The sequence below is a fragment of the Mariniflexile sp. AS56 genome, from assembly GCF_030552475.1.
Classification (GTDB): domain Bacteria; phylum Bacteroidota; class Bacteroidia; order Flavobacteriales; family Flavobacteriaceae; genus Mariniflexile.
In genome coordinates this window covers 233,071-246,175 of the sequence record NZ_JAUPED010000005.1, presented here as the reverse complement: position 1 = coordinate 246,175, position 13,105 = coordinate 233,071, and the positions used below count along the sequence as shown (strand labels likewise).

At 35.5% G+C, this 13,105-nt stretch carries 10 protein-coding genes; 6 read left to right on the top strand and 4 right to left on the bottom strand.

Features of this window, described 5'->3' with window-relative positions:
- The first annotated feature begins 22 nt into the window (after positions 1 to 22).
- On the top strand, positions 23 to 1,108 hold the full coding sequence (locus tag Q5N74_RS08445; protein WP_304388335.1) for a CNNM domain-containing protein: 1,086 nt from the start codon (positions 23 to 25) through the stop codon (positions 1,106 to 1,108).
- A 103-nt stretch (positions 1,109 to 1,211) separates the two neighbouring features.
- Here the strand turns inward: Q5N74_RS08445 and Q5N74_RS08440 are convergent, their stop codons facing one another.
- Positions 1,212 to 4,091: a hypothetical protein gene (locus Q5N74_RS08440; protein ID WP_304388333.1), complete on the bottom strand. Its 2,880-nt coding sequence runs from the start codon at positions 4,089 to 4,091 to the stop codon at positions 1,212 to 1,214.
- Positions 4,092 to 4,204: 113 nt separating this feature from the next.
- On the opposite strand from Q5N74_RS08440, the gene Q5N74_RS08435 reads away from it, so the two are divergent.
- The 5 genes from Q5N74_RS08435 to Q5N74_RS08415 all read left to right on the top strand — a co-directional run bounded on the left by Q5N74_RS08435 (position 4,205) and on the right by Q5N74_RS08415 (position 8,810).
- On the top strand, positions 4,205 to 4,678 hold the full coding sequence (locus Q5N74_RS08435) for a methylated-DNA--[protein]-cysteine S-methyltransferase (protein WP_304388332.1): 474 nt from the start codon (positions 4,205 to 4,207) through the stop codon (positions 4,676 to 4,678).
- A gap of 3 nt (positions 4,679 to 4,681) precedes the next feature.
- Complete coding sequence (locus Q5N74_RS08430; protein WP_304388331.1) at positions 4,682 to 5,203, top strand: PaaI family thioesterase; 522 nt, start codon at positions 4,682 to 4,684, stop codon at positions 5,201 to 5,203.
- A 66-nt stretch (positions 5,204 to 5,269) separates the two neighbouring features.
- Positions 5,270 to 6,421, top strand: a complete 1,152-nt coding sequence (locus Q5N74_RS08425) for a serine hydrolase (protein WP_304388330.1) — start codon at positions 5,270 to 5,272, stop codon at positions 6,419 to 6,421.
- The gene (locus tag Q5N74_RS08420) at positions 6,418 to 7,131 is read left to right on the top strand and encodes a 3'-5' exonuclease (protein WP_304388329.1); all 714 of its coding nucleotides are present in this window, start codon (positions 6,418 to 6,420) and stop codon (positions 7,129 to 7,131) included. Before Q5N74_RS08425 ends, Q5N74_RS08420 begins: the two co-directional genes overlap by 4 nt.
- Positions 7,131 to 8,810, top strand: a complete 1,680-nt coding sequence (locus Q5N74_RS08415) for an ABC transporter ATP-binding protein (RefSeq protein WP_304388328.1) — start codon at positions 7,131 to 7,133, stop codon at positions 8,808 to 8,810. Before Q5N74_RS08420 ends, Q5N74_RS08415 begins: the two co-directional genes overlap by 1 nt.
- Before the next feature lie 361 nt (positions 8,811 to 9,171).
- Here Q5N74_RS08415 and Q5N74_RS08410 read toward each other — a convergent pair whose 3' ends face one another.
- The 3 genes from Q5N74_RS08410 to Q5N74_RS08400 form a co-directional block, all read right to left on the bottom strand.
- Positions 9,172 to 9,825 carry a 3-oxoacid CoA-transferase subunit B gene (locus tag Q5N74_RS08410; protein ID WP_304388327.1) on the bottom strand — a complete coding sequence of 218 codons (654 nt, stop codon included), beginning with the start codon at positions 9,823 to 9,825 and terminating at the stop codon, positions 9,172 to 9,174.
- Positions 9,826 to 9,923: 98 nt separating this feature from the next.
- Positions 9,924 to 10,631, bottom strand: a complete 708-nt coding sequence (locus tag Q5N74_RS08405) for a CoA transferase subunit A (protein ID WP_304388326.1) — start codon at positions 10,629 to 10,631, stop codon at positions 9,924 to 9,926.
- A 94-nt stretch (positions 10,632 to 10,725) separates the two neighbouring features.
- Positions 10,726 to 13,059: a penicillin-binding protein 1A gene (locus Q5N74_RS08400; protein WP_304388325.1), complete on the bottom strand. Its 2,334-nt coding sequence runs from the start codon at positions 13,057 to 13,059 to the stop codon at positions 10,726 to 10,728.
- Positions 13,060 to 13,105: the final 46 nt, after the last annotated feature.

The window sequence follows — 13,105 nt, the reverse complement described above, 5'->3', positions numbered from 1 at the left end:
TCGTAAAAACGAAATTCATTTTATGAGTACATTAATTTTCTGGGCAACAATTTCTATCTTTTTTTCTTTTTTATGCTCTATACTCGAAGCGGTATTACTGAGTGTTACCCCCACTTTTATTAACATAAAAAAACAAGAAAATAAAGACTACGCTACAACCTTAGAGTCATTAAAAAAAGATGTGGATAAGCCCCTTATTTCCATTTTAACCCTAAACACTATCGCCCATACATTAGGCGCTATGATGGTTGGTATTGAAGCTGAAAAACTTCCTTATAAAATTGAGTTATTTGGAATTAATACCGTGGGTGTTGTATCGGCACTCATGACCTTATTAATTTTAATTGCTTCAGAAATTATTCCAAAAACTATTGGTGCCACCTACTGGAGACAATTAGCTAATTTCACATCAAAAGCTTTAGTTGTTTTAATATTTCCTTTAAAATGGACCGGTATTTTATGGTCACTTCAACTTACAACAAAACTTATTGGAGGCAAAGGTCATGGCAGCGTATTAAGCCGCGAAGACTTTCAAGCGATGGCAACAATGGCTGAAGACGAAGGTGTTTTTGAAGCTTCAGAAAGCACCGTGATAAAAAACTTATTGTCATTAAAAAATGTGCTGGCTAAAGATGTGATGACACCAAGAACGGTTATCAAAATGGTGAGTGAAGACATGACTGTTGAAGCTTTTTTTACCGAAAACCAAAACATCCGTTTTTCTAGAATCCCTGTATTCAAAAAAAACACAGACAACATTACTGGACTTGTTTTAAAAGATGATATTTTTAGAGAAATGGCTAATGATAATAACACAACCATATTATCAGACATAAAACGAAATATTATTGTTGTGAACCGCTCCTTACCAATCCCGAAACTTTTAGACCAATTAGTAAGCAGCAAAAACCATATGGCTTTAGTGGTTGATGAGTATGGTACAGTAAGCGGCTTGGTTACTATGGAAGATGTTATAGAGACTTTACTAGGTTTTGAAATTATGGATGAAAGCGATAATATTGCTGACTTGCAACACCTCGCCAGAAAAAGTTGGGAAGTTCGCGCCAAACGATTAGGCATCATAGACGACAACAATACAACCAATTAAAATGGAAACCTGCATCATCAAATCGCCCTTAGGCTTTACTAAAATTGTTGGTGATATTGATGGTACGGATTCGGTTTTTATTCTTAAATCAATTATGCGGTAGTTACTTTTCTATCTTTTCTTCAATGGTATATGTAGTTTCAAAATACCCTATTTTACCTTGATTGGTAATACCTTCAATTATAACAAGCATCTCGCCCATGTTATCGGCATTATAAAACTCCACTTTTGCCTCTCCATTTTCATCAGTATTTATATTTGGAGACCAATGGACTACCGAACGTAAATCGGGTAGGTTCCAATCATTTTCAGTATGATTTTCATATTTTGGAGCATAAAATTCTCGCTTAGGTGTAAAACCGTTAACAGTACCTTTAAAAATGCCAGGAGTTCTCTGCAAGCCATAATAACCTTTTCCTGCATAGGTGTAAATACTAACAATGGATACTCTTATTCCTACAGGGAATCTAACAGGCACAACTTCTCCTTCAGCATTATAATAATACTCTTTGATAGCCTCCTCTACATAATATCTTGATCGTTTTGGATTCCTTATTAATTCCACGCTTTTAATCTCCTCCGTTGGCAAATCTTCTAAAAATTTATAAGCTTTAATGTCCACAGGAATACCATCGATGACAATAAAAGTAAAATCTGTAAGGTAATCTCTAGCAATTAATGCCTCTGAAATAACAGGCAAACTAAATAGTGGTGGTGGTGGCTCAAACAATCCTACATTTTTATAAATCAAATCCTTTCTAGTCATTCCAATTTCGTCATATCTAATGGTATAAATGTCAATATCATTAGGAAAACTAGATCTTAATAAGCTAAAAAGTCCCGAATGCCAATTTTTCACTTTACTCATTAGTTCTTCATTTTCTATAACCACATCCGGGGGACCGTGTAACTCCATCATCGTTTCTCTAGCTGGTGTCAAATTATAACCATCTAACTTCACTTCATCTAGAGCAATGGTGCCGTTGGCTACTTTAAAGTCTTCCAATGCTTGTCTGCGGGCAATGTTCTGTTCCACATAAGTATTTATACTTTCTGCCAATTGCATCTGTTCTTCCTTTAAAAACTCAATTTTAGGCTCAATGGGTGTATCTAAATCTATTCTGAAATTCTTTTTCTTACCCTTTTCGTTCTTTGTTTGGATAACAACCTTAAAATTATCCTTATAATAATCATCCAATTGAAAATGGAAAACACCTGTACTGTCTACCTGTTGGGTCGCTAATTTTAAAGGGCCATAAACCATGGTGAGGTCTATGGGGTCTTTTAATGGTTTGTTGGTGCTTAGTAAATCCTTAACAGTTCCAGAAACTGAAAGACTTGATTCCGGAAGAAATTCAAATTCTGTACTTAACTCCGTATTTTCATATTTATAATTGCTCCAACCTTGCGTTAATAACAGGGCATCCATATCGTGTTTTCTGCTCTTGTTTTTTGGGTTAAAATAACAAGAAGGCGTTTCGATGGTACCTCTCAACTCTGAATTCAACAAAAAATAGGACAAAATATGGCTTCGGCTATCATTTATACTTCCCAGCTGTTCTTTGTTGATGACCAACACTGAGAGATTCGTTTGAATAGCATTACTATCTTTATCCTCTGTAATGACATTGAAAACCGTTTTATCGCGCTGTCTGTAATTTTTTAAATGTGGGGTTGCGGCTATGTTAACGCGATCCTCTTCTTTATAATTGAAAAATAAGCGTTCCGCAACAATTTGGTTTTGTTTGTTCGTGATGGTAAATTTTATAATACCTTCGGGAAACGTGGTTTTTTCTATACCCGTATTGGCGACACCTTTTTTGAACGGAAGATAAAAACTATCGTATTCCACACCACGTGATTGTACTTTTACATGCAATTCCTCTTGGTTTGGGTTTTTTGAATTTAGACTGATGATGATATAGTCCTGTAACTCCTTTACTTTTACCACCACGCCCGTTGGGTCTGCTTTTGGCAGTTCGTATTTAAACTCTATCTCGTTTTTATTCTTTACACTAGCGTAGTACGTTTTTTGAATATCGGGTGTTAAATAAGTGGTGCCCATGCCCAAACTATTGCTTTGAAACGGGATGATGATGTTATTGTCCTGATCTACAATATAACCAGTTACTTCTTTTCCTTTGTTGTTATAATCGAGAGCCTTAAACCCGATGGTACTTGTTAACCCATCAACCAATTTGCCTCCTTCGGGGAAAAATTGCAAGTCAAGATACTCTTTATTTACTGCCACGGTTTTGCTATAAGAACTGATAAAACCTAAATTGTTGTTTCTTAGTTTTACAGAATCTAGTTTTAGTTCCATGCGTGCTTTTATTACATCTTTTGGGAGTGCATATTGAAATGTATAGCCATCATCTGCATCTTTCTTTATTTCAACGGAATCTGTTTTGGTATCGGTATGAATATACATTTTTAACTTGCCCTTGTATTTGGGGTTCAGTACATTTGGGTATGCTTTAGCCGAAAGTTCAAACTGGTTGGGAGTGGTTTCTGTAAGCGTGATGTTTCTAATGGCTTCTTCACTTTCCGAAACTTTTTTGGCTGCGTAGATATCGATATAGGTTTGTGATATAAATGCGTTGTCAAAATTTTTGTTCCACTGGGTATAGGCACGAACCATGTAGCGCCCTGGTGGCAACTCTTCATCAAGATCAAAAAAACTAGCAGCTCTTCCATATTCCAATTTTAATAGTTTTTTGTCTATAATGCGCTTATCAAAATCGATAAGCTCCACATGCAACACACTGCTTATTTTAGTTGGTAAATGTGCAAAATCTGCAACTATGGCTTTGAACCAAATGGTATTATCGGTGGTGAAAATGGTACTACTTAATTGTAGATAGATTTTTTCTGCATAGGTATTTTTGGAATCTATAACCGTTGTCTTTTCTTGAGATTGGACTTGATAATTTATAAAAACAAGGAAGAAACTGAACAAGAGGATGTAGTAGTAGTTTTTCATAAATGGCTTAGTTAGGTTCAAAAATCTACACAATTATCATACCAATATAAAACAAATTCTTACAAAATTTAATTTTGATTGGTTTTTGTATATTCGCTTTAAAATTTAATCTTATGGAAACCTGCATCATCAAATCGCCATTAGGCTTTACTAAAATTGTTGGTGATATAGAAGGAATCCATTCCGTGGTTGTGCTAAATTCCGAAGAAAAAATAACCGATATTATTCCTGTGGAATTAGAAGACTGTGTGTTTCAGATCAATGAATATTTCGAAGGCATTCGTACACAATTCGACCTGAAATTAAATCCTGAAGGCACCGATTTTCAAAAAAAAGTATGGAAACAACTAGAGCAAATTCCGCATGGAAAAACCATGTCTTATTTAGAACTTTCTAAACAATTGGGCGATGTAAAAGCCATTCGAGCGGTTGCAAATGCCAATGGTAAAAACCCAATATGGATCATAGTTCCCTGCCACCGTGTTATTGGTAGTGATGGCAGCTTAACTGGTTACGCAGGTGGTTTACACCGCAAACAATGGTTGTTAGAGCACGAAAGCCCATACAAACAACAATCCCTTTTTTAGATCATGTATAGAACACTTAACAAATTATTAAAAACGTTTTTAACAGATGCTCAAACTTATAAATACATTTTTAACTGGTCGCCCATGTATAGGCGTTCTACGGGGAAAATTATAGAGGTTTCTGATGACTTATTATACGTGAAAATCAAAATTCCGTTAAGTATAAAAAACAGAAATTATGTAGGTTCTATTTTTGGCGGAAGCTTATTTTCGGCAACCGACCCTATTTACATGATTCAGCTAATGACTATCCTAAAAGAAGATTACATTGTTTGGGATAAAGATGCTTCCATTAAATACAAACGCCCTGCAAAAGAAACGGTCTATGCGGAATTTTCTTTTGCAGAAGAAGAATTAAACACCATTAAAACTCAGGTGGCAAACCAGGGTGAATTCAACTTAGTCAAAACACTACATATTGTAAATAAAGAGCAGGTTGTTATTGCAGAAGTTAGCAAGACTATCTACATTGCAAACAAAGCGTTTTTTAAAGAAAAGCAAAAACGAAAAGCGCTAAATAAATAGCATTTTTGGCTGTGTTTTTATTAATACAAATTCATTATCTTTATTTTTTACATAAAATAAAACTAAATGAAATTTCTTAGAAAACTTCTTAAATGGATAGCCATTTTATTCGGCTTATTTATAATCGTGTTATACATCACCGATACCGATTATTTACTAAAAGCTGTTAGAACCATTTACCTTACGGGACATTCTACGGCTTATTTAGAAGATTATAAAAAATTCGAGAACCAAACGGTAGAAAACGGCACACCTCAACCTTGGCCCAATCATAAAGATTATAATTCTGTAAAAGAAACCGAAGGCCTAGATAAAATAAACAAAACCAACGGTACCATTGCTTATGTGATTATAAAAAATGACAGTATTTGGTTTGAAAATTATTATGATGGCTTTGACGAAAACTCTAAAAGCAATTCATTTTCCATGGCAAAAACCTATGTATCTGGATTAATGGGAAAAGCAATTCAAGAAGGTTATATTAAAAGTTTAGACCAACCCGTTAGCGATTTTTTACCCACGTTTAATGAAGGCTTAGCGGCTAAAATGACGGTAGGCGATTTATCAAGTATGGCATCTGGAACCAATTGGGATGAGGCTTATTATTCCCCTTTATCCATAACAACACGTGCCTATTTTGATGACGATTTAGAAAAAGTAATGCTTGGCTTAAAAGTAGTAAACGAGCCTGGTAAAACTTACAAATATGCCAGTGGCGACACCCAAATGCTTGCCATGGTGATTGAGAAAGCAACTGGAAAAAAAATGTATAAGTACTTAGAGGAAAGCTTTTGGAAACCTTTTGGAAGCGAAAACGAAACTTTATGGCAAGTAGACAGTAAAAACCATGATTTAGTAAAAGCCTATTGCTGTATTGCCAGTAATGCGAAAGATTTTGCCCGCTTTGGAAAACTCTATAAAGACCACGGTAAATGGAATGGCAAACAAATTTTAGACTCTGCATTTGTAGCAAAATCTATAAAACCACGTTTTCCTGAAAGTCCAGAATACGGTTATGGTTGGTGGTTAAAACAACAAAACGGAAAAAACTTTTTTATGATGCGTGGGCATTTGGGGCAATATGTAATTGTGGAGCCTAATGACAATGTGATTATTGTACGTCTTGGGCATTCCAAAGGATCCAACGTTCAAGTGGCGTCTTTTACAGAAGATATTACCACGTATATTGATGAAGCTTATAAGATGCTTGAACCATGATTTCGAAATTGCACCTAGAAAATATCTTATTTTTAGATATTGAAACCGTTCCGGAAGTCCAATATTTTTCTGAGTTAGATGAAAGTAAGCAAGCCTTATGGGAGCACAAATCGAAATACCAAAGAAAGGAAGACGAAACTGCCGAAGATTTTTATGAACGCGCCGGTATTTGGGCCGAATTTGGTAAAATAGTTTGTATCTCGGTTGGCTATTTCAAACTTAAAGGAGACATCAGGCAATTTAGAGTCACCTCCTTTTATGGCGATGAAATTAAAATTTTAAAAGATTTTAAAAACTTACTATCCACCCATTTTAACGAAACAAAACATTTACTTTGTGCCCATAACGGAAAGGAATTTGATTTTCCATATATGGCACGCCGCATGATTATTCATAATATAGAACTACCTCTAAAACTAAATTTATTTGGTAAAAAACCATGGGAAGTACCGCATCTAGATACTTTAGAATTATGGAAATTTGGCGATTATAAAACCTATACTTCCTTAAAACTATTAACCAATGTTTTGGGCATTCCATCACCAAAAGATGATATTGATGGCAGTGAAGTGTACCGTGTATTTTATGAAGAAAATGAGATTGACCGTATAGTCGTTTATTGTGAAAAAGATACCATTGCAGTCGCACAAATATTTTTAAGACTTCGTGGAGATGCCATTCTTAGCGAGAACGAAATTATTCATATATAATGAAAGAAACCCCCATTTTAACCATAAACGATTTATCCATTGCATTCGGAACTAATGAAGTGATTCACAAGGTTTCCTACCAATTAAATCAAAATGAAATATTAGGAATTGTTGGTGAATCGGGCTCTGGGAAATCGGTCTCTTCATTGGCTATTTTAGGTTTGCTTCCAAAGAAAATATCAAAAATAACCTCTGGTAGTATTCTATATGATGACAAAGATTTAACAAAACTTACTTCAAAAGCATTTCAAAATATAAGGGGAAAACAAATTGCTATGATTTTTCAAGAACCTATGAGCTCTCTAAACCCATCGATGGTTTGCGGAAAGCAGGTTCAAGAAATTATATTGCAACATACAAACCTATCCAAACAGGAAGCCAAAACTGAAACATTATCGCTTTTTGAAAAGGTGAAATTGCCAAATCCGGAACGTGTTTATAACGCTTATCCACATGAAATTTCGGGCGGACAAAAACAACGGGTCATGATAGCTATGGCCATTAGTTGCAAACCTGATATTTTAATTGCAGACGAACCTACGACTGCCTTGGATGTCACCGTACAAAAAGACATTATAAAATTGCTTAAACAGCTACAAGTAGAGACCAAAATGAGCGTGATTTTTATTACGCACGATTTGTCTTTAATTTCTGAAATAGCAAACCGTGTTCTGGTTATGTATAAAGGTGATATTGTAGAGCAAGGTGAGGTCGCAACCATTTTTAAAACACCACAACACCTATACACTAAAGCCCTAATTAATTCAAGACCTTCTTTAAATACGCGCTTAAAAACACTGCCAACTATTAAAGATTATTTAAACAATACCACAAAAACGGAGGTTATAACCGCAGAAGAACGTCAACAAAAACACGAAAAACTATATAGCAAAGCGCCTTTATTGGAGGTGATAAATGTTGAAAAAGCCTATATATCTAAAACAGGCTGGTTTAGTAAACCCAGTGTATTTAAAGCAGTGAATGATGTGAGTTTCAAATTGTACGAAGGAGAAACTTTAGGATTGGTTGGAGAATCTGGTTGTGGAAAATCGACTTTAGGAAATGCCATTCTGCAATTAGATAAAGCTACAGCTGGACAAATTCTTTACAAAGGCGTTGATATTACTAAGCTTTCCAATAAAGAGATTAAGAAACTTCGAAAAGATATTCAGATTATTTTTCAAGATCCATATTCGTCTTTAAACCCGAGAATGCCCGTTGGAGAAGCGATAATGGAGCCTATGATTGTGCATAAATTATATAATTCAGATGCAGAACGTAAAGAAAAAACAATTGATATTTTAAATAAAGTAGGGCTATCAGAAGATTATTTTAACAGATATCCACATGAGTTTTCGGGCGGACAACGCCAACGTATTGGTATCGCAAGAACAATTGCATTACAACCGAAGCTTATTGTGTGTGATGAGTCTGTTTCTGCTTTAGATATTTCGGTGCAGGCACAAGTTTTAAACTTATTAAACGACCTTAAGGAAAGTTTTGGTTTTACCTATATTTTTATTTCGCACGATTTGGCTGTGGTAAAATATATGAGTGACCAATTATTAGTAATGAATCAGGGTAAAATAGAAGAATTGGACGATGCGGATGTGATATACGCGTCGCCCAAAACAACTTATTCTAGAAAACTAATTGATGCCATCCCAAAGGGATTATAGCATAAATACTTTCTTAGTTAAATAAAGTAAACTTTTTAGAAATTGTAAATTCTCACGAACTGTTTCTTGGAATTTACTTTCACTTAATGTAGGTTGTTCAGGTAGATTTGGTGCAAAATTCATAGGCTTTAAGTTTATGGTAGATTTGGGGAAATCTATTTATAATATTTGGTATCCTTGGGGACTGCTAAGATACACTATCATTTCAATAAATCTGTTAAAAAACATAATTAATCGATGAAATGCATTATTATTTAACATTATCACATATATTGAAGGGTTTTTCTTTCCGAAATAAGGATTTAATAAACTAAAACCACCAACCGCTCCTTAATTACACCTTAACCCCCATTTTAGCCACTTACAAACTCATTTCAGGAATAGTGCCTTCTATAATTAAATGACCTTCTGTCGCCTCCTGAATCGCTTCTACAGAAATTCCCGGAGCACGTTCTAATAACTTAAAACCAGCCTCTGTAACTTCTAGAACTGCGAGATTCGTCACTATTTTTTTAACACAGCCCACACCCGTTAACGGCAAACTACAACGCTTCAACAATTTAGATTCGCCAGCTTTATTGGTATGCATCATCGCCACGATAATATTTTCGGCACTTGCCACTAAATCCATGGCACCACCCATGCCTTTAACCATACGCCCTGGAATTTTCCAGTTAGCGATATCGCCATTCTCAGCCACCTCCATGGCCCCTAAAATAGTTAAGTCTACATGTTTACCACGAATCATAGAAAAACTCAAGCCTGAGTCGAAAAAGCTCGCTCCTGGCAATGTTGTAATGGTTTGTTTACCAGCATTAATAACATCGGCATCCTCTTCACCTTCAAAAGGAAAGGGTCCCATGCCTAAAACGCCATTTTCACTTTGAAATTCCACTTCAATATCGTTACGCACATAATTGGCAACCAAGGTTGGGATACCTATGCCTAAATTAACGTAATAACCGTCTTTAACCTCTTTGGCTATTCGTTTTGCTATACCTATTTTATCTAACATGTTTTTGGGTTCTAAAGTTGAAAGTATTCAAGTTAAAAGTTGCTTCTTATAGGTTCATAAATTCGGTGACTATAAGTACTTCTAACATTAAACTGCATTTATTTCGCTTCTTTTTGTCTTACCGTGCGTTGCTCAATACGTTTTTCATAAGCCTTCCCTTGAAAAATACGTTGTACAAAAATGCCCGGAATATGTATTTGGTTAGGATCAAGCGTACCTAGAGGCACCAATTCTTCAACCTCAGCCACTGTAATTTTAGCAGCACCGCACATAACGGGATTAAAGTTTCTGGCAGTTCCTTTAAAAATTAAATTGCCTGCTGCATCGCCTTTCCACGCTTTAACAAAAGCGAAATCGGCTTTAAAGGCATGTTCTAAAACATACATTTTACCATCAAATTCACGGGTTTCTTTTCCTTCGGCTACTTCTGTTCCATAACCTGCGGGTGTATAAATGGCTGGAAAACCTGCTTGTGCTGCTCTGCAACGTTCTGCTAAAGTACCTTGCGGAATAAGCTCCACATCCAATTCACCAGAAAGCATTTGGCGTTCAAACTCTTCATTTTCACCAACATAAGAGGAAATCATTTTATTTATTTGACGCTTTTGAAGTAATAAGCCCAGACCAAAGTCATCTACACCTGCATTATTAGAAATACAGGTTAAACCTTTAACACCCAGTTTTACTAATTCTGAAATTGCATTTTCAGGAATACCACTAAGCCCAAAACCACCTAACATAAAGGTCATTCCGTCTGAAACTCCATTAAGAGCCTCTTCAACATGGGCAACTTTTTTATTAATCATTCTTATTTAGTTTTTGCTTTTTAAAAATACAAAATAAAAAAGCCATTCTTAAAAGAATGGCTTTTCATTTTTATGTTAAAAATTGAATACGTATTTAAAAATCTAAATCGTCTGGTGTATCACCAGAACTACCGTTAGTACTTGATTCTGATACTTTAGAACAATCTACATTAATAGAAAGGTTTGTAGGCACTTCAAAATTGGCTGTAGACACATCTAATGTCTTATCATTATAACAACTCTTCATAAAGAGACCCCAAATTGGCAACGCCATAGAAGCCCCTTGCCCATAGGTAATAGACCTAAAGTGTGCTGCTCTATCTTCTGCGCCAACCCAAACACCTGTTACCAGGTTTGGAACCATACCCATAAACCAACCATCACTTTGGTTTTGTGTCGTTCCTGTTTTTCCTGCTATCGGGTTCGTTAATCCATAAGGATACCCTGTAATAATTTCTTTATAAACACCATAAGCTTCACCTGTTCTTCTTAACCTTGCTCCAGAGCCAGATTCTACAACACCTTGCAGTAATTTCACAGTAACATAAGCTTCTTCTTCCCCCAAAACATCGCGGGTTTCAGGTTTGAATTGATACAAAATGGTTCCGTTTTTATCTTCAATAGTTGTAACCATTACCGGCTTTGTATACACCCCTTTATTCGCAAAAGAAGCATAAGCACCTACCATTTCGTAAACACTTAAATCTGCTGTACCTAAAGCGATAGAAGGCACCGCTGGAATATCAGACTCTATACCTAACTTCTTAACTAAATCTATAACAGGACGTGGCCCTACTTTATCCATTAATCGAGCGGTAATCGTATTTACAGAGTTTGATAAAGCATCCTTTAATGTTCTCATACCACCATACTCACCTCCTGAATTTTTAGGACACCAATCTTCCATATTCCCATACTTGCCTTTTTCAATACAGAAAGGTGTATCTGGAAATTCATCACATGGTGAATAGTGTAATTGATCTACAGCCGCTGCATACACAAATGGCTTAAAGGTAGACCCTACTTGACGTTTACCTTGTTTCACCATATCATATTGAAAGTGTCTGTAATTGATACCTCCAACCCAAGCTTTTACATGACCCGTTTGCGGATCCATCGACATCATACCTGTTCTTAAAAAGGTTTTATAGTAACGTATCGAATCAATAGGCTTCATAAGCGTATCAACTTCAGATGCTTTTCCTTTTTTCCAAGCAAAAACAGCCATTTGAGTAGGTTTATAGAAAGACGCTTCAATTTCCTTATCAGACTTTCCTAAATCGTACTTCATTTTTCTCCAACGCTCGGATTGTTTCATCGCATTTCTCATCAACTTATCTACTTCATCTTTTGATAAATCTAAAAATGGTGCAGTCGCATTTTTTTGAGGCGTATTTTGGCTAGAAAAGGCTGCTTGCAATCTAGACATGTGGTCTTGAACCGCATTTTCAGCATATAATTGCATTCTAGAATCGATGGTGGTGTAAACCTTTAAACCATCGTTGTATAAATTATATTTTGAGCCATCTGGTTTTGGATTGTTTTTAATCCAATCTTTCATAAAGCCATCCAAATAAGTTCTGAAATAAGTTGCAATACCTTCACGGTGTGATTCTGGTGAATAATTTAAATCTAATTCCGTTTTTTGAAGCGAGTCTTTCACTTTAGAATCAATAAAATCGTATTTCTCCATTTGTGCCAAAACCACATTTCTACGGTTTAGAACACCTTCAGGATTTCTATTTGGTCTAGGATTATATAAAGATGAATTTTTAAACATCCCAACCAACATAGCCGACTCTTTTATATCAAGATCTTTAGGCTCTTTCCCAAAATATATTCTGGAAGCACTTCTAATTCCATCGGCATTATTACCGAAATCGTAGATATTGAAGTATTGCGCAATAATTTCTTCTTTGGTGTATTGACGCTCTAAACGCGTTGCAATTATCCATTCTTTTACTTTTTGAAGAATTCGCTCTATTATGTTTTTAGAACCTTCACCATGAAATAACTGTTTTGCTAATTGCTGTGAAATGGTACTAGCTCCACCACCGCCACCTAATTTAACAACGGCTCTTAATGTACCCAGTGCATCAATACCTGAATGGTCATGAAAACGTGCGTCTTCCGTTGCCAATAAAGCTTCTACTAAATGTTGTGGTAATTCATCATACTCAACAGGAGTTCTGTTATCGTTTAAATAGAATTTCCCTAATGTTTTTCCATCTGATGAAATAATTTCAGTAGCTAAATTTGTTTTTGGGTTTTCTAAAACCGTGTGGTCTGGCATCTCACCAAAAAGCCCCCAAGAAGCGCATAAAAAAATAAGAATAACGAACAGTACACTTCCTAAAAATAACATCCAAAACCAGCGGATGTATTTTAAAAAGTCTTGTGTCGAAGAGGTTTGATTTTTTGCTGCCATAGATTAAGTGTCTTAAGCTCTAAGCGTCTTAAGTATTTTAAAATTA